Raw genomic sequence first — 17,454 nt, forward strand, 5'->3', positions numbered from 1 at the left:
ACGTTAACGCATGTTCCGCAGCACCGGCCTGACCGGCTGCAGGGTGGGCAGCAACCGCGCCATGTACCGCTCGACCGGGAACAGGAACAGCCCGCGAAAATTCACGAGACGCTCCTGGATCGGCGCGATATGGCGCAGGTTCTCGGGCACCGCGAGGGCTGCGATGTCGGCGGGCAAGGTCGCGAGCGATTGCTGCATGCGCGCCGTGGTCCACGCCATGACGATGTTGCTCAACAGCGTGATGGCGGAGGAGACACTTCGGAGGCGCGCGTTGTGGCTCATCTGATGCCGCGGCACCTTGCCCGTTTCCAGCGCATGCTCCAGCACATGGACACGTTCCCCGTGATTGAGGGTGCGCAGGATTTCCCGGCGGAAGTCGGGTAGCGTGAACCAGCGGCACAGATAGAGCGTGAGTAGCAATCGGCCGATCTGGACGCCCGCGTCGTACAACTGCTCACCGGCCGCGGCGGAGCCGAAGCGGGACAGGATGTCGACCGCGCTCGCTTTGCCGACATGGGTGGAGGCCGCCATGCGGACCCATTCATCCCATACGGGCTCCACCTTCTCAGGATGCGCTCGGTTCTTGGCGATCACGCTGCGCAGCCCCTCGGGCACCGTCATCGCCGGGGTCACATACAGCTTGTGTGCGCTGGCATCACGCAGCCGTGGGCACATATCCTTTCCCACCGTTTTCGCCAAGAACATGCCGAATTCGGTTTGACCGTGCGTATCCACCGCCAATTGGTTGATCGTGACCGTGCTTTGGCGAAGGACCCCTTCCAAGGCCACACCCTGTTGCCGTTCGCCGAGCACGACGGGCTGGTCGTGAAAGATGCCCCAGCGGTCATGGATGTGCGTGTAGATGCCAATCGACTTCTTCTTCGTGCGCGGGTCGCGACGTGCCAGGGGGCTGCTCTTGACGGTTTCACGACTCATCATGTCCGCGGACGCCAGATCGGCGCGTCCCCAGGATTCGGCAATGGGGTGGCTGTGCATGTACTCGAAGACGGCGGTATTGGCTTCCCGTAAGCGCTTTTCTTGGGCGATCCAACGCATGCTCTGATTGACGGCATCCGCGGAGAGGCCCGGCATCATGCGCGCCGTATCGGCGGCGGACAATGCCGTGCCGTGCGCAAGAAGACCGGCATACACCAAGCGCAACTCATCGATCGAGCGCGGCTCGCGGCCCAGCAGCGTCCAGCTGAAGCGGGTGTGGCTGTCCACTTCCATCATGACGCCCGGCAGCTCTTCCGCTCCCATGCGCTCCATCAGGGCATCCCGAAGCACCATCACGGCTTCCGGCACGTCCTCCGCCGGGAGTTTGGGCAAGTGCACACCGTCTCTGTCCACGGTGACGTCGCCAGCCTGCGCGGCTTCACTCAGGTGCTGGAGCTGCTTGGACACTTCCTCGACCAGCGGACCGGTGAATTCCTTCGCGTCGCGGGGCAGCTTCAAGCGCGCGTAATGATGCGTCTTGCTCTTGGTCCATTCCGCGGACGGAATCAGCATGCTTTCGCGACTGCGGAAGCTGAAACTGTGCGCGACATACACGCTGCCGTTCTTCAGGGCACGGCGTAACGCCAGCAGCGTCGCCACCTCGAAGGCCTGCAGGGCACGTTGCCGGTCGGGATTTGCCAGCATGTCGTCCCACACTTTGCCGAGGTGAACCGGTATCGCCTCGGGCAGTGCTGGTTTGCGCTGCAGATAGATCTCGCGCAAGGCGTCCAGCGCCTGACGAACCGGGTGCGGCGCCACGCTCTCAAAGGGAAGCGCACACAGCATTTTCAACAGCGAGCGCGAGTGGCGGTTGTTTTTGAGGAGGAGTTGTTCACGGGTCAGGTGCGCTCGGCTGAGTTTCTTGCCGCCGCCGACCTGTTCCACCGCACGCAGAATCGCCGCACGCAGATCCTCTTCGCGAAGGGAGCGATCGAGGGCCAGCTCGCGGACTTCCTTCGCAAAGGTGGTCAGCGTGCGCGCACGCGCCTCGGCGGATTGGACCACGGCGCGCATCCCGTTGCCCCAAAGATCGGCTACGTGTTGGCGCGTCATGGCCAGCACCCGGTCCGTGGCGGTGCACAGCGCCGTCTGCAGGTAACAGGCGACCTCGATGGTCCGGCGCGTTGCCGCAATACGCTTACTCGCCGCGGGTGGCCGATCTGCCATCGCCTGGGCGTAATGGCGCTTGATGTGATCCGACACGGAAGGCATGGGGTGTGCGGCCACACCGAGTTGGGTCAGGTATTGGATCCGCTCGAACTGTTCGCGAATCTGGGGGAGCGACTGCCGGCGTGGTGCTTGCGCAAGCCATTCCTGAAAGGAAAGACCAGAGCGATGGGGTTCGTCGCAGGCCCGCACCCACGCATCGAGGACAGTGAAAGGGGCGTCCTTCTGCAGCACGGTGCCGAGTTCATCCTCGGCCAGCTTTAGCGCGACATCGATGGCGCTCTTCAGTGGGCGCTCGCCCTCAATGAGGATGCCGTGCTCGTACAGCCACGTTTTGACGTGTGTTTTCAAACGATGACGATCGAACTCGGACAGCACCTCGACACGCAGGTAGCGCACCAGGGCACGGCGCTGGTGTTCGGACATGCGACCAAAACCCAACGTTTCCATGGCGGCGTTCTGGTGCGCGAACAAGGTCGGCCGGCGGCGATATAGCGAGCGGAGCGAGGCAATATCCGGCGTCGTGATCTCCAGCGTTTTGCCTAGATGTGCCCATAGCTCGGCAGGGACTACTTTGACGGCCGCAAGCACGCTGCCAGTCATCCGGATGAAGCCGATCTGCAACGCCAGGCCCAGCCGGTGCAGCGCGTCGCGCTTGGCGAGAATGACGCGCCGTTCCTTGGCCGAGTAAGTGAAGAAGGCATGGAGCTCGAACTGATTGAGCTCCTTGGGAATGGTGCGCAGCCCAAGATACGGCGCCTGCCAGTACTGCATGCCTACCTCCGGCCTTTCCGTGGAGAAGATCTGAGGCTAACAGCAAACTGTTGATTTTATGAAGATTGCTTCCCGGGCGCCTACATTATTCCCCGTCAAATCAAAGAGTTGCTTGACGAGGCTAAGCGTTACTATTTGCACCTAAAACAAGGTGACACCTTGCTGCGCGGCAACTTCATGTCGAAGTGTTTCGCACTGTTCGGTCAGTGCTGTCGCCATCTCCATGGCATCGGCGCGCGTTTGCAGGGCTGCATTCCGCTGCTGCTCGGCCTCCGCCAAAGCGGTCTCCAAGGCGCCCCGCTGTTCGGCAAATACCGCTTCGCCCTGCTCGACAGCGGACACCCACAGGGTGCGCATCGCATCGGCCACAGCGGCCGGGAGATCGGCGCCGAGGGCGTCCGCTTTTGTACGTTCGTCCTTCCACAGCTTCAACTCGTCATTGATCGTCGTGCGGCTGCCCTGCTGGATGGCCGTATAGATCTGGTCGACCGTGATTTCGTGGGGTCGTTTGCCGCCGACAACGAGCTGGGCAGCGGCTTCGCGGGTACGTTGGCGGGTATCACTGACACGGCTCATGGGCATTCTCAGTTGCTGGCGGGTCAATTTCGCAGGATATGAATCATGTATATCATAGTATTACGTTATATGTGTAATGATTAAATCAAGAAAGTTATGATAATCCCTATAATCGAAAGTAATTCAGCAGTACGCTGGTGGTCCCGCGGCATTGGACATCGGAAAGCATGACTGAACATCCTTTGAGCCTCGCCGTACCCCAGGCCCTGCCTCCTGTCCTGTCGGGATGCGCCGGAACCAACCGTGCTCCGGCGAACGTGGCCCGACAGATTGCGGCCAATGACGACGTGGCGGCGATCGGCCTGTGGCTGGCGGAATATCACGACTCGCCCCATACCTTTCGCAGCTACCGCAAGGAGGCAGAACGGCTGCTGCTCTGGGCCACGCAAATACGTGGCAAGCCGGTGTCGAGCCTCACCCGCGAGGATGTGATCGCCTACGAAGCATTTCTCTGCCATCCGCCCGCCACTTGGTGCGACGACAGTCTGGCCCGTCGTGGTGAGCATCGGCGCCTGTTCACGGGACCATTGGCCGAGCGCAGCCGACGTCAGGCCTTGGGCATCCTCGCAGGGCTGTTCAACTATCTCGTACGCGCCGGCTATCTCGCCGGCAGTCCGTTTGTGCTGCAGCGGCGACGGGCGCGTCGCGGGATGCCCCGTGCTATCGAGCGCTATCTGGACCGATCCCTTTGGGACGACGTGCTTCACAGCATCGACGGTTGGCCACGGTCGACGAACCGGGATTGCCAACGCTACGAACGCGCTCGTTGGGTACTGCGTTTCCTGTACGAAACGGCTTTACGGGCTTCCGAGGCCGCCGCGGCCTGCGAGAGCGATTTCCAGCGCGTTCGTGGTCGGTGGTGGCTCCATGTCGTGGGCAAAGGCGGCGTCGAGGGTCAGATCCCCCTCAGCGACCATCTCATGGAGGATTTCGCGCGCTATCGCGGCTTCCATGGGTTGCCGCCCGCGCCGGCCGACAATGGCAAGATACCGGCCATTCTGGGGATCGCCGGCCGCGCTTCTGCGCTCACTCCCACGGCGATCTATCAGATCGTCAAGGCCACCTTCCGGCATGTTGCGGATACGCTCCAAAAGGAAGATGCCGCCAAAGCCTCCCGAGTGCGGCGGGCGTCGACTCATTGGCTACGGCATACGGCCGCCACGCATCAGGCCGAAGACGGAACACCGATCCACCACATCCAGCAGAATCTTCGCCACAGCTCGATCGGCACGACATCGATTTACCTCCACGCAGAAGAAGATTCACGGCATGCAAGCACAACGAGAACGCGAGCCGACGCCTCGCAGCAAAGAGAAGGAGACCTGCCATGACTGACCCCGACGATCGTTTCGGCATGCCCGCCAGTGCTTTCAAGGCGGCCAGGGAAAGTCATGGGCTGGATAGCCCCGTTTTTCGGGCGGGCATGTATGTACCCACCCGGCATGAAGTGGCCACGTTGTCTGCCACCCAACTTTTGCCGATCGTGATCGACTGGATGTGGGAAAGTCCGTCCGAACTGATTCCAGACAATAAACAGATTGGGGAACTTCGCGCCCTGCTGGCGGCCCGTCCTGATGCGGATGAGCCGACACTGCGAGAACTCATCACCGCGTGTGATGATTATTTGAAAATTTGATAGCGTGCTTTTTTCAACCGGGTTCAGTTGGAAAATTCGTCCAAAGGGTGCGGTTGTTTAGTTCGCCTTCGGCAGGCCTTCGCGGCCGGCGGCCAATTCGCTGGCTGGCCATATGGTCAACCACACGCCACGAAACGGCTGTACATAAAGAGCTATACGTCGATCGAGAGATGTCACCGTGGCTGGGTAGCTCACGATCCATCCTCGGGGATGTGCCTTTGCCCACACTTGCACCGACTCGCCTTCGGACAGCTGCGTCATGGGCCGTGTCAATCGGCCCAGAAAGTCGAACTGACCGTCGTACGTTTCCACATTGGCGATGGGTCTGCCCTGAGCTTCGGCACGTGCCAGTAACACCGCCGCCGGCTTGAGATCGAAAGCCGGCCACCAGGTGAGCGTGAATAGACCGTTGGCGGCGACGGCACCCACAAGGCCCACCAAAGCAATGCGGTGCAACTCGCCCCTTCTTGGCAGAAGCAGGCCACCGAGCAAAATATAGAACACGCCGAACGCGCTGCTGAAAGCCCCCAGCGTGGCGAGCTGCGGATCACGGACTACCCCGCGCGCAATGAGCTGCGGAAGTGCAAACAGGGACAGACCAGCTCCCACGGACAAGAATGCCAACGGCCACGGACCGAGCCAACGGCTCCTTCCCGGAGGAGCATGTTTCCGAGCCACGGCGGCGGCGAACAGCAAGGCGAAACCCGCACATTCCGGCAACAGGTAATACGGCTGCTTGCCGCTGATCAGCGAGAACACCAGTAACACCGGACCCAGCCAAGCGAACACGAAACGCAGTCCTGGTTCGAACGGACGCCGCAGGGCCCCTAGTGCGAACCACAGCCTCGGCCATAGCGCGAACGGAAACACCAACAGCGGCAGTAGCGGCAGGTACCACCAGAGCGGTTTCGCATGCGCGAACGCTTCCACCACGCGCCCTGCCGTCTGGTGGAACAGCAATTGCTCGCGATAGGTGGGGCCACCGATCGAGGCGGCCGTGAGCGCCCACGCTAGCAGCATGCCGCATCCGGTCAGTACAGCGAGCAGACCGCCGGCGTACCACCGCCGTGATTCACGCCGCGCCCAGTCATTCCACAGTGGACCCAGTAACCAGGGAAAGGCGACGTGCAACAGCATCACCGGGCCTTTGGTAAGCAACCCCACGCCGATCGCCAGTGCGAATCCGATGAAACAAGGCGCTTCACGACGCGAGCTCGGGGCAAGACTGACCAAGGCACCAAGAACACTGGCGGCAAGCAGCACTTCGTACATGGTTTGCAGGCCGAACAAGAACGCATAGCTGAAGGCGAATAACACCCATGGAGTCGTTCGCGCGACCGCCGCGCGTTCGGGGAACAAACGATGTGCGAGCACGGTGGCAAGCACCAACTCGACAGCCCCCATCAAAACTTCGAGCACACGGGGCCAGACGTCGCCCACGCCTCCGACAGCCCATCCCACATGAATCAGCCAGAACAGCATGGGCGGTTTGTCGCTGTAAGGCGCGCCGTTGAGGGATGGCACGATGAAGCTGTGCCGATGCCACATGTCCCACGCCACCGCGAGCGTACGGGTGGAATACATCGGCATCGGGCCGTGCATGAAGATCGCGACCAACGCGACAGCCATCCACAGGGGGAGCCAGGGCCACAGCATGCGCAGCGCGTCGAAACGGTTTGAACGGAATGACATAAGACAACCAGCTAAGGATGCTCTGATTTATTCCCGATCTGCGGCATCATAGCGACAGACCTCAGGAAGCACCCGTCGATGAAGCAACGTTCCTTTGCCTCGCTCAGTTTCGAGTCCAAGAAGAAGCCGACGCGGCGGGAGAAATTTCTTGGAGAGATGGACAAGGTGGTGCCGTGGGAAGCGCTGTTGGCGTTGATCGCACCCGCCTATCCGACGTCTGGCCGACGTGGCCGACCGCCCATGCCAGCAGCGACCATGCTGCGCATCCACTTCATGCAGCAATGGTATGCGCTGAGCGATCCTGCGATGGAAGACGCGCTGTATGAGATCGAGTCAATGCGGCGCTTCGCTGGGTTGGAGTTGAACGAGGAGGCGATCCCGGATGAGACAACGATTCTCAAATTCCGCCGGTTTCTGGAACAGCACGGCTTGGCGGTTCGGATTCTCGAAACGGTGAACTCCTACCTCGGTAAACAGGGCTTGCTCTTGCGTCAGGGCACTATCGTGGATGCCACGATCATCCAGGCTCCGTCGTCGACGAAGAACCGCGACAAGCAGCGCGACCCCGAAATGCATCAGACGAAGAAAGGCCAGCAGTGGTACTTCGGCATGAAAGCGCACATCGGAGTGGACGTTGAATCGGGCTTGGTGCACACGGTGACCACCACACCAGCAAACGTGGGTGACGTGACGGAAGTAGACAAGCTGCTGCACGGCAAAGAGAAGACGGTGTACGCCGATGCCGGTTACCAGGGTGCCGAGAAGCGAGCAGCCAAGCGCGGTCGCACTTGGTACATCGCTGCCAAACGCGGCAGCGTCAAGGCGATGCCCGAAGGTGAGTTGAAGGAAGCGGTGAAGCACACCGAACACATGAAGGCAGCGGTTCGTTCCAAGGTAGAGCACCCGTTCCGGGTGGTGAAGCGCCAGTTCGGCTATCAAAAAGTGCGTTTCAAGGGACTATTCAAGAACACCGCGCAGGTACTGACGTTGTTCGCACTCTCAAATCTTTGGATGGCACGGCGAACGTTGCTGACTTCCGTAGGGGAGGTGCGCCCGTGAGGCACCCAATCATGGTGATTCGGCGCAAAACGGCACCGTGACAGTGCTGGAACTGCTCAAAAGTCATCTTTCTATGTAACAAGACCGGAAGTTTTGGCACGGCCGTCTGGACGGCTGTTTCGAACTTCATTGATCAGAGCATCCCTAATGGGAGACATGGTGCGGCGGAAAATGCGCACCAAAGTGCACTACATCGACCGAACGCATTCGGTCGATGCAATTACCGTATCAGTGGCTGTGAAACACCAGCTTTGACTGGACGACATAGGAAATCAAAGCGCCCGTGATTCCTGCAATGAGAAAGATCAGACCTCCCGACAATCCCATGGTTGTCCCCCATGCGGTGAGCCCCGAAACGAGTGCCGCATTGCCCAGCTGGAGCGCCGCATAGCGTGGGAGTGCCTGTCGCTTCGGCGCATCACTTTGAAATGTAAGCCGGCGCTGCATCCAGAATGTCGGCGGAATGGGCAGTAACGTTCCGCAGATCGCTGAAACGACCTCGCCGACGTGAAACACATAATGCAAGACCATCGAAATGCACAGATAGAGCAGGAATCCAGTACCGCCCGCGAGGAAGAAGAAAAAGGTTCGGCGGACGCCCTCATTCAAGGCGATCGATCTGATAGACATGCTTGAATAACTCATTGAGTGTTGACGCGACGAGAGAGCAGTCGCATGTTTGCTGGAGATAGCCGATTGAATAAGCACGCTGTCCATCCTTCAGATAGTTGCCGCACGCCGTGTCGGCAAGATCACCCACAACAGTACCGCGCTCACGATGGCCAGGACGCCGAACGCCCCGAACGCGGTACCTGCGGTGGACTGCTGCCAAATGACGCCGAACATCAACCCGGCAGGGATGGCTCCCAACCCCGAAATCATCGTGAACCACCCGAAGGCGGTACCGCGGTCAGCTTCCGTCGCCAAGGTGCTGACCAGCGTTTTTTCCGCGCCTTCGCCGACGCCGCTGAGCAACGCATAGACGATCACGACGATCCACAGGCCCAGGATATTTTCCACGAACGCGAACAGCAGCAAGCCCACGCCGTAGGCCAACCAGGTGAAGGTCACGACCCCGACTTTGTTGAAACGGTCGGAAACCTTTCCGGCACGCCAGGCGACCCCTGCTTGCACAGCGCACAACACGGCCCAAAGCAGAAGCACCTGGACATTGCCCATACCGATTTCGTGAGCACGTAACAGAATGAAACTCTCCGACGCACTGGCGAAGGCAAAAAGCATGAAGACGGTCAGGAAACGCCGCGATGGAACGGTCAACGCACGCCAGCGCAAAGGCGCTGGCGCCGTTCCTGGCTTGATCGTTTTCGCCGGCACATCCTTGACGAGAGTCATCAAAACCACCAGCGCGAGGGCCGCGGGAATGGCCGATAGCATGATGACCACGCTGATGCGATGGCTGATCCACAGCAATGCCGCCGCAGCGATCAGGCTGCCGCCGACCGCGCCGGCGTAATCAAAGGCGCGATTGATGCCGTACGCATACCCCCGCAATGCCGCCGGCGTGGCATCGGCCACCAACGCATCGCGGGGGGCACCACGCACCCCCTTGCCGACGCGGTCGAGACTGCGCAGCAACAGCACCATCGGCCAGTTGAGCGCCAGTCCCACGAGCGGTCGCGCGATGCTCGACAGACCATAGCCCATGATGACGAAGATCTTGCGCCGGCGCCCACGCACATCTGAGCGACGACCGGCCCACAAACGAAACCCGCTGGCGACCGCATCCGCCACGCCATCGACGAGGCCCATCGCCACCGGACCCGCACCCAACGTCGTGACCAGCAACAGCGGGATCAGCGGTGCAACGATCTGCGACGACAGTTCGTTGAGAAAGCTCACGACGCCGAGCACGATGACGGTCTTGGAAACGGTTGGCCTCATCGTTCGCGTTCAACGAACGGGATGGGGTCCCATGGGTCCCTCTTTCCCGAGTCAGCGGCGGTCTGTGACGTATCGGGGCGGCCGTCATGCATGGTTGGAGTCCGCAAAGGTGAGCGTCAACGGCTCACCGGGCTGCTGTGGCCAGCGCACCGTCCATCCCAACCGTTCGCATAGACGACTGATCAAGGTCAACCCGAAGCCATTGTCGGACCGCTGTTGGTCGACATTCGGCGGCGTCTTCTCACCAGCCTCCGGCCAGGGGCTGAGTTCGATGCCCGCGGAGGTAATGGCAACGGATACCGCGGCCCCATTCGAAAGTTCGACCGCTCGGCGTAGCAATTGCCCAAACACCAACGATGCGGCACGTGGGGGAGCCAGCACGGTGACGCTGGCATCGCCGTGCAATTTCACCGACGTCGACGTGGCCTGCATCTGCTCGTCGACGAGGTGTTGCCATATGGCCCACACCGGAACAGGTTCGGCAACGATCGCCATGTCCGTCTCGTGACGGGCCAAGTAAAGCAGTGCATCGAGCAGATCGGTCAATTCAGTGGTACGCCGCCGCACCCGCTCGATGGCACGTTGGCCGGGAAGGCTTACCGTGGGGTCTTCCGCCAGTAGATCGACGCTTGCCTGTATCACCGACAGCGGTGAACGCAATTCATGACTGGTGTCTGCGGTGAACTCCCGTTCGCGCGTCAGGAACGCATCCAAACGTGCCTGGTAGTGCTCGAAGGCGACCGCCAATGCACCGACCTCGTCATTGGCGAAGTGGGTACGAAGCCGGTTATCACGACGGGGCGGCGCCGATGCCTCGACCCATTGCGCCAGTCGCTGAACCGGGGCAATCAGCCGACCGGCCAGGAGAAGGCCCAGCGCGCCTGAGACTAGCGTGCCGATCAGGATGACACCGGCCATCAACCAGCGCAGGAAAACTTCGCGCTGGGCGATGTCGCTCAGATCGATGACGAAGTACAGCCGCTGTGCGCCGTCGTCCGAGACGGCGACATAGGTTTCCCGATTCCCTTCGCGATCCAGTATGTGTGTCCCCGGTGGCAGGCCGGCCATTTCTGCGGGTACATCATGGCGATCGCTCACTCGGCTCACATACGCATAGATCCGCTGCGAGGCTGGTAGGGGCGTACTGGGTTGAATGTGAAGGTGTGCGATCAGGTTGCTGGTTTCGACCTGCAGCAACTCCGTCATCAGGATGCGTTCGAAGTCGGCCATCGAGGTGAGGGCCACGGCGGCGAACAAGCTGGACAACACCACGCCGAAGGCGAGGAACGCCAAGATAATCCGGGTGCGGAGAGTGAATCTAGGACGCATCGTCATCCGCCAAACGGTAGCCGATACCATGCACGCTGTGCAGTAGGGGTTTCTCGAAGGGTTTGTCGATCGCTTGCCGCAGGGCATGCAGGTGCGTGCGCATGGCATTGGGGTCACCCACCGCCTCGCCCCACAGCGCCCGTGCCAAATCCGCATGGCTCACCACGAGCGGCGAGCGACGCATCAACACCTCCAGCAGGCGCAGGCCGGCACGGGTCACCGTGACGGAAACACCCCCACGGCGAACCCGAAAACGAGCGGCATCGTATTCGAGATCAGCGACCTGCAGGGGCGCACCGAGCAGGGGCTGCACGCGTCGATGCAGCGCATGCAGCCGCGCCACCAGTTCCTTCATAGCGAACGGTTTGACCAGGTAATCGTCCGCACCCTCGGCGAAACCGCGCAGCTTGTCGTCCAGGGTCTCGCGGGCCGTCAACATCAACACCGGCATGTCGTGCTGGGCAGCGCGCAGATGACGGCAGACCTCCAGGCCATCCAGACGTGGCAGCCCCAGATCCAGCACGATCAGATCGTGCGTGCCCGTCAACGCCAGACGCAACCCGGTCATGCCGTCGTAGGCATGATCCACCGCGAAACCATGCAACTCCAGGTAATCCCACAGAGTGGTGGCCAAGTCGCGATTGTCTTCGATGAGCAGCACGCGCAACATGATCGTTAGGCCACCGCGGGGTTGGCGTCTTCCGGCGTATCGCGCTGGAAACGACCGTAACGCAGGGCCAGCGTGGGCAGCACCAGCAGATTGAGCGCCGTGCTGGTAACCAGCCCGCCGAGAATGACCAGCGCCATCGGTCCCTCGATCTCGCGACCCGGAGCACCACTGCCAATCGCCAGTGGAAGCAGCCCCAAGGCGGTGACCAGCGCCGTCATCAAAATGGGCGAGAGGCGTTCTTGCGCGCCGCGCAGGGCGGCCTCCGGCCCCCAGGTCATGCCTTCGACGTTGACCAGATGGTCGTAGTGCGACAGCAGCATGATCGAGTTGCGCAAGGTGATGCCAAACAGGGTGACGAAGCCCACCATCGAGCCGATGGAAAGGCCGCCGCCGGTGGCGAACACCGCCAGCACGCCGCCGACCAGCGCGAACGGCAGGTTGGCCAGCACCAGCAACAAACTGCGCATGCTGCCGAGCACCATGAACAACAACAAGACGATGGCGACACCGGCGATCAGTGAGTTGATCAGCAGATCATGCGTGGACTGGCTCTGCGCCGCCGCTGCACCACCAAACTCCACGTAGCTGCCGGGCGGCAGCGCGACCTTGGCGGCAATCTGTTGTTTGGCGGCGGCGACAAAGGCCGACACGTTGCCCCCGCTCACATTGGCGGTCACGGTCTGCACGCGTCGGGCGCCGTCGTGCAACACGACGTAGCGCCCCGCATCTTCGTAGATGTCGGCCAGTTCCTTCAGCGGGACATACGTGCCGGCGGCGTTGCGTATCGGCAATGCCCCCACTTCGGCCACCTTTCCGCGTTGTTGAGGCGCGAGGATGACTGAGACATTGAACACGCGGTTACCGTCGTAGACCTGACCGACCTGGTCGCCTTGATACGCGGTGCGGATGGCATCGAGCACTGTCACGGCATCGAACCCCCAGCGGGCCAACGCTTGTTTGCGCAGGCGCACCACCAACTGCGGCGTCCCCGGCGGTGACTGCACCTGGACATCCGCTGCGCCAGGCAGCTGCCCCAGAATTTTCGCGACGTCCGCCGCCTTGGTGTCGAGTGTGTCCAGGTCGTTGCCGTAGATATTGACCGCCACGGCGGCGGTAAAGCCCGACAGGGTTTCTTCGACACGTTCCGTCAGGAAGGTCTTGACCGCAAAGTTGACGCCGGGAAACGGTGCCAGCGCCTTGCGAATATCCGAGACGGCCGCTTCGGCGGCATCGCCGCTGAGAGGTTTGAGATCGACGTTGAATTCGCTGTATTGCGTGCCCCACGTGTCATCCGCCTTTTCGGCACGTCCCGCGTTCTGCGCCACCGAACGAACGAAGGGCAGCTTCAGCAGCGCGGCAGTCACATGGTTGCCGATACGGATCGACTCCTGCAGCGAGGTTCCCGGCACCGCCGACATGTGGACGATGAAATGGCCCTCACGCAGCTCCGGCAGAAAGCCGCCCCCGAAGAACGGCAGCGCCGCCACCGCCATCAGCGTCAGCACGAGGACCACGGTCATGACCGCACGGTAGCTGGTCTCTACCCGCAACAGCACGCCGCGATACCGGTCCTTGGTCCAACGCACCAAGGGAGCCTCGCGTTCCGGCAACGGGCGGTTGGCCAACAGCAAGTAGCACAAGGCTGGGGTGACCGTCATGGCCACCAGCAGCGAGGCGAGTGTCGCCAGCACATAGGCAATGCCCAACGGCGCGAACAGACGGCCGGCGATGCCCGACATGGTCAGCACGGGAATGAATACCAGCGCGATCGCCAGCGTCGCATAGACCACCGCGCTGCGCACTTCCAGCGAGGCGTCCAGCAGCACCGCGAAGACGGGACGCGGTACCTCGGCATGGCGATTCTCGCGCAGTCGGCGGTAGATGTTCTCCACCACGATCACCGCATCGTCCACCAGCAAACCGATGGCGATGGCCAATCCACCCAAGGTCATAGTGTTGAGGCTGAAGCCGAAGTATTCCAGCACCGTCACGGCGGCGAGCAGCGACAACGGGATCGCCACCAGCGAGATCGCGGCCGTGCGCAGGTTGTAAAGGAACAGCATCAGCACGATCACGACCAGCACGCCGCCGATCAGCAGCGAGGACTTGATGTTGCCGGTTGCGGTCGTGATGAAATTGGCCGGACGAAACAGATCGGCATGCAGGGTGATGCCCTGCGCGGTCAGACCGGACTTCATGCTGGCCAACGCCTTTTCCACGCTCTGAGTCACGACAAGCGTATTGGCGCCGTATTGCTCGGAAATCACCAGTTGCACAGCCGGATGGCCCATGACCGAGGACGCTCCGATGGGCGGCTCCGGCGCGACGACCACCTGCGCGACATCGCCCAAGGTGACATTGCCGCCCGCCTGATGCCGCACGATGGTACCGGCGATCTCCTGCACGGCGAGCGCCTGACCGTCGCTCTGCAGGACGATGCGCTGATTGGGCGTGTCGATGAAACCGGCACCACGCACCCCCGTGGCCCGCCGCGCCGCCGTCAGGACGTCGTCAACCGCGAGATTGTATTTGAGCAATTGCTCCGGGCGGATCTGGACCTGGTATTCCTTGGTGTCACCGCCGAACACCGCGACCTTCGCGACGCCCGGTACCGCCAGCAACGCCGGTTTCAGCGTCCAGTCGGCCAGCGTGCGCAGCTCCATCAGTGATCGCTTGTCGGAGGTCAGACCGATATCCAGCACCACACTGGTGGAAGAGGTCAGCGGCGACATCACGGGCACCTGCACGCCTTGCGGCAGCTGGGTGGCGAGCGCGCCGAGACGTTCCCCGAGATTCTGCCGATCCCGATAGATGTCGCTGCCCGGATTGAAGGTGATAGTGATCACCGACAAGCCCTGGATCGATTGCGAGCGCAGCGCCTGCAGTCCCGGCAGACCGTTGATCGCGTTCTCGATCGGCTGGGTCGCCAATACCTCCACCTGTTCAGGCGCCAACCCCGGGGCTTCGGTCTGAATCGACACCTGCGGCGGGGCAAATTCAGGAAACACGTCGTACTTGCTGCGCGACAGCGTGAGCGCGCCATAGACGATCAGGATGCCCGCCAGCACCAGCACCACGCCGCGAAACCGCAACGAGAAGCGGACGATCGCCGCCAGCAGACCCGGTGCGTCCTGCCTCATTGCTTGTCTCCGTCTTCACCGACGGCAATGCGTGAACGCTGCTCTTCCGACAGCAGCAGTTGCGCGCCCGTCGCCACGATCGGTTCGCCCCGCGCAAATCCCTGGGCCACGAACCAGCCACCGTCCACCGGGTTGTCGACCGGCAGCGCATGGCGCACAAAACGATCGGGCTGGTTGCGGCTATAGACCCACGAGCGACCCTGCCACCACACCACCGCCGAGCCGGGAATCATCGTTCCCTGGACCACCGTGCCCGAGGGTAGATACGCGGTGATCGCCATGCCAGGCAGGAGACCCTCAGCGGACACGGCATAGAAGAAACTGAGCCCTTGCAAACGGGGGTCCGTGCGTGGCGCGGGCGAGATCAAGGTGGCGGCGTGAAAGTCCCCGTTGACGGTCTGCACGCGCGCCTGGACAGGGGGGGCGAGTGCGGTGACCGCGGGCAGCACCACCTGGACGAGGACTTGCTGGCGGGTGGCCAGACGCGTAAACAACGACGTATTCGCGGCCGCCGCCTTCGCCAGGACGTCGCCCCATTGCTGGCTCGCGGTCTGTTGCGCGGCGGTCAGCGCGGCTTGCGCTGCCCGCGACGCGGCTTGGTCGGCATGCCACACCGCGGCGGCCGCCTGCAAGGCCTTGTCGGAAATGTTCCGTTCGTCACGATGCAACGACTGCAGTCGCTGGTATTCGGCGTGGGAAGCCTGCAGCGCGGCGTCGGCTTTGTCCGCCTGGGCCTGGGCGGCGACGTCGGCGTTGCGCAACGCGATCAGATCCGCCACATCCAGCACCGTACCGAACGTCTGCAGCATCGGACGATGGGCCATGGACTGTGGCGTGACCACGACGATCCCACTCTGCTTTTGATCCGCGGCATCCAGCGTGACCGCCGTCAGATCCTGCACTTGCGAGACGCGCGACGGCGCCTTCACCGGTGTCTCGCGCTGGGCCTCCGTAGCACGCTCCTTCTGGCCGGCCAGGAATCCCCAGACCGCTAGCGCCAGCACGATGGCACCCAGAAGGGCCGCGAGAATGGATTTCTTGTTCATGGCTGGGAATCCTGCATGCGGGGCGCGTTTTCAAGGGTATGAATGTCGGTCGCAAGTGCACCCAAGGGGTGCCGCATGGCATCTTCGAGCGCGCCCAGCGATTGCTGGGCCTGCAGGAGGGTATCGAGACGGGCCAGTTCGGCCGCGGCCAATTCCACCTGGGCGCCGATCAGACTCAACCGATCCGTTTCGCCCGCCCGGTACAGCGCTTCGGCGGAAAGGGATGCCTTGCGTTGGGCCGCCAGCAAGGCATCGGCCGTGGCGAGTTTGCGGACGACCTGGCGATAACCGGCCAGCGCCTGATCGACTTCGCCGATCGCCTGCGCTTGCACGGCAAGAAAGTTGGCGGCCGCTTGCTGACGACGCGCTCGGGCTTCGGCGATCGGGCCCTGATTGTGGTTGAGCAACGGCAGTACCAGTGACAACCCCAACGACCACTTGGCCTGTGCGGCATCCCACAGAAAGCCCGGACCGAGCGTGATGTCGGGATATTGTTTCGCCACTTCGCCTTGCAACGCGGCCTGACTGGCTTCGTAGTCCGCCAGTGCCGCGCGGACGTCGGGTCGATCCCGCAGCGCTTGCCGTCGCACGTCATGCGACGGCAGCGCGCTCAGGGGTGGTACCTGCTCGAACGCCGTCAGCGACAGCGTGATGCCATCAAGCGCACTCACGGGCAGGCCCAGGGCCGAGGCCAACTGCACCCGGTTTTCTGCGAGACGCTTCTGCGCCTCCTGCAGATTCAAGCTGAGCTGGTTGAGCGTGATGCGTGCCTGGGTGAGCTCCGGTTGCGATGCCTCCCCGGTTGCCGTGCGCCGTTCGATCAACCTGACCAGCTCCGCTTGTCGCTCCTGTTGTCGACGCAGCAAGGGCACGGTGGGATACACGCCAAGCAAGCTGCTGCGCACGCGACGGCGTACCTGCCACGCGGTCTCCGCGATATTCAAGCGTGCCGCTTCGGCCAGTTGCTGCGCCTGTCGAATCCGGTCGCCGCGCTTACCTGCCGTCTCGATCGGCACATTGAGCGTCGGGCCCACCGTCCAGGGCCCGACGCCAGCGGGTGCATCGACGTTGTACTGATTGGTGAAATCCAACGTCGGATTCGGACGGGCGCCGGCCGTGATCACCGCCGCCTCGGCAACGCGCCATTTCGCGCGCGCCACATCAAGATCCGGCTGATAGTACAAAGCCACCCACGTGAGGGAGCGCAGATCCCAGGAGGATGGCGTCGTGGTCGTGGTCGGCGTGGCGTCATGGCGTTGCAGAAACACCTGCAGCCCCGGATCGCGCAGCGACCGTTGCTCGAAGGCAGCGACGGTGGTGGCCGGTTCCAGCGGTCGTGGCCGATAGCTTGCGCAGGCGGTCAAACCGAGCGTCAGTCCGATGACCAGGAGGCGTGTAGCGTGCTTATTCATGAATCTTCCGCGCAGGAGATCAGTCGGTTCCTTCGAGGGAAAGGGCATCGTGCGA

General features: G+C 62.3%; 13 protein-coding genes. 3 read left to right on the forward strand and 10 right to left on the reverse strand.

The window, feature by feature from the left end; genetic code table 11:
• Nucleotides 1-3: 3 nt before the first annotated feature.
• Together RHOFW104R8_RS06650 and RHOFW104R8_RS06655 are read right to left on the reverse strand one after the other, a co-directional pair.
• Complete coding sequence (locus RHOFW104R8_RS06650) at nt 4-2,937, reverse strand: Tn3 family transposase (protein ID WP_008209282.1); 2,934 nt, start codon at nt 2,935-2,937, stop codon at nt 4-6.
• 141 nt (nt 2,938-3,078) lie between these two features.
• The gene (locus tag RHOFW104R8_RS06655) at nt 3,079-3,513 is read right to left on the reverse strand and encodes a DNA-binding protein (RefSeq protein ID WP_231381786.1); all 435 of its coding nucleotides are present in this window, start codon (nt 3,511-3,513) and stop codon (nt 3,079-3,081) included.
• A gap of 167 nt (nt 3,514-3,680) precedes the next feature.
• Here RHOFW104R8_RS06655 and RHOFW104R8_RS06660 point away from each other — a divergent pair, with 167 nt between their 5' ends.
• Nucleotides 3,681-4,844, forward strand: a complete 1,164-nt coding sequence (locus tag RHOFW104R8_RS06660; RefSeq protein ID WP_027485182.1) for a site-specific integrase — start codon at nt 3,681-3,683, stop codon at nt 4,842-4,844.
• On the forward strand, nt 4,841-5,149 hold the full coding sequence (locus RHOFW104R8_RS16895; protein ID WP_043795550.1) for a hypothetical protein: 309 nt from the start codon (nt 4,841-4,843) through the stop codon (nt 5,147-5,149). The genes RHOFW104R8_RS06660 and RHOFW104R8_RS16895 overlap by 4 nt, the downstream gene beginning before the upstream one ends.
• 57 nt (nt 5,150-5,206) lie before the next feature.
• On the opposite strand, the gene RHOFW104R8_RS06665 is transcribed toward RHOFW104R8_RS16895, so the two are convergent.
• Nucleotides 5,207-6,841: a glycosyltransferase family 39 protein gene (locus RHOFW104R8_RS06665; protein ID WP_027485181.1), complete on the reverse strand. Its 1,635-nt coding sequence runs from the start codon at nt 6,839-6,841 to the stop codon at nt 5,207-5,209.
• Nucleotides 6,842-6,919: 78 nt separating this feature from the next.
• On the opposite strand from RHOFW104R8_RS06665, the gene RHOFW104R8_RS06670 reads away from it, so the two are divergent.
• Nucleotides 6,920-7,900, forward strand: a complete 981-nt coding sequence (locus RHOFW104R8_RS06670; protein WP_007509076.1) for an IS5 family transposase — start codon at nt 6,920-6,922, stop codon at nt 7,898-7,900.
• A 228-nt stretch (nt 7,901-8,128) separates the two neighbouring features.
• On the opposite strand, the gene RHOFW104R8_RS06675 is transcribed toward RHOFW104R8_RS06670, so the two are convergent.
• The 7 genes from RHOFW104R8_RS06675 to RHOFW104R8_RS06705 all read right to left on the reverse strand — a co-directional run bounded on the left by RHOFW104R8_RS06675 (nt 8,129) and on the right by RHOFW104R8_RS06705 (nt 17,399).
• Entirely contained in the window at nt 8,129-8,530 is a 402-nt protein-coding gene (locus tag RHOFW104R8_RS06675) for a GtrA family protein (protein WP_007509079.1), read from the reverse strand.
• Nucleotides 8,531-8,620: 90 nt separating this feature from the next.
• The gene (locus RHOFW104R8_RS06680; RefSeq protein ID WP_007509081.1) at nt 8,621-9,802 is read right to left on the reverse strand and encodes an MFS transporter; all 1,182 of its coding nucleotides are present in this window, start codon (nt 9,800-9,802) and stop codon (nt 8,621-8,623) included.
• 84 nt (nt 9,803-9,886) lie between these two features.
• Complete coding sequence (locus RHOFW104R8_RS06685; RefSeq protein ID WP_231381761.1) at nt 9,887-11,095, reverse strand: HAMP domain-containing sensor histidine kinase; 1,209 nt, start codon at nt 11,093-11,095, stop codon at nt 9,887-9,889.
• A gap of 25 nt (nt 11,096-11,120) precedes the next feature.
• Nucleotides 11,121-11,798, reverse strand: coding sequence for a response regulator transcription factor (locus RHOFW104R8_RS06690; protein WP_027484974.1), 678 nt, complete (start codon nt 11,796-11,798; stop codon nt 11,121-11,123).
• A gap of 8 nt (nt 11,799-11,806) precedes the next feature.
• Nucleotides 11,807-14,941 carry an efflux RND transporter permease subunit gene (locus RHOFW104R8_RS06695; RefSeq protein ID WP_007509087.1) on the reverse strand — a complete coding sequence of 1,045 codons (3,135 nt, stop codon included), beginning with the start codon at nt 14,939-14,941 and terminating at the stop codon, nt 11,807-11,809.
• A complete protein-coding gene (locus RHOFW104R8_RS06700; protein WP_007509090.1) occupies nt 14,938-15,987 on the reverse strand; it encodes a hypothetical protein in 1,050 nt (349 codons plus the stop codon). The genes RHOFW104R8_RS06695 and RHOFW104R8_RS06700 overlap by 4 nt, the downstream gene beginning before the upstream one ends.
• Nucleotides 15,984-17,399, reverse strand: coding sequence for a TolC family protein (locus RHOFW104R8_RS06705; RefSeq protein ID WP_007509092.1), 1,416 nt, complete (start codon nt 17,397-17,399; stop codon nt 15,984-15,986). The genes RHOFW104R8_RS06700 and RHOFW104R8_RS06705 overlap by 4 nt, the downstream gene beginning before the upstream one ends.
• Nucleotides 17,400-17,454 lie beyond the last annotated feature (55 nt).

The organism is Rhodanobacter sp. FW104-R8, assembly GCF_001617365.1.
GTDB lineage: Bacteria > Pseudomonadota > Gammaproteobacteria > Xanthomonadales > Rhodanobacteraceae > Rhodanobacter.

Excerpts from the sequence above, each read along its gene's own strand:
- RHOFW104R8_RS16895 (WP_043795550.1), top strand. The coding sequence starts at position 4,841 with ATGACTGACCCCGACGATCGTTTCGGCATGCCCGCCAGTGCTTTCAAG.
- RHOFW104R8_RS06655 (WP_231381786.1), bottom strand. The coding sequence starts at position 3,513 with ATGAGCCGTGTCAGTGATACCCGCCAACGTACCCGCGAAGCCGCTGCC.
- RHOFW104R8_RS06670 (WP_007509076.1), top strand. The coding sequence starts at position 6,920 with ATGAAGCAACGTTCCTTTGCCTCGCTCAGTTTCGAGTCCAAGAAGAAG.
- RHOFW104R8_RS06680 (WP_007509081.1), bottom strand. The coding sequence starts at position 9,802 with ATGAGGCCAACCGTTTCCAAGACCGTCATCGTGCTCGGCGTCGTGAGC.
- RHOFW104R8_RS06700 (WP_007509090.1), bottom strand. The coding sequence starts at position 15,987 with ATGAACAAGAAATCCATTCTCGCGGCCCTTCTGGGTGCCATCGTGCTG.
- RHOFW104R8_RS06695 (WP_007509087.1), bottom strand. The coding sequence starts at position 14,941 with ATGAGGCAGGACGCACCGGGTCTGCTGGCGGCGATCGTCCGCTTCTCG.
- RHOFW104R8_RS06660 (WP_027485182.1), top strand. The coding sequence starts at position 3,681 with ATGACTGAACATCCTTTGAGCCTCGCCGTACCCCAGGCCCTGCCTCCT.
- RHOFW104R8_RS06675 (WP_007509079.1), bottom strand. The coding sequence starts at position 8,530 with ATGTCTATCAGATCGATCGCCTTGAATGAGGGCGTCCGCCGAACCTTT.
- RHOFW104R8_RS06705 (WP_007509092.1), bottom strand. The coding sequence starts at position 17,399 with ATGAATAAGCACGCTACACGCCTCCTGGTCATCGGACTGACGCTCGGT.
- RHOFW104R8_RS06665 (WP_027485181.1), bottom strand. The coding sequence starts at position 6,841 with ATGTCATTCCGTTCAAACCGTTTCGACGCGCTGCGCATGCTGTGGCCC.
- RHOFW104R8_RS06650 (WP_008209282.1), bottom strand. The coding sequence starts at position 2,937 with ATGCAGTACTGGCAGGCGCCGTATCTTGGGCTGCGCACCATTCCCAAG.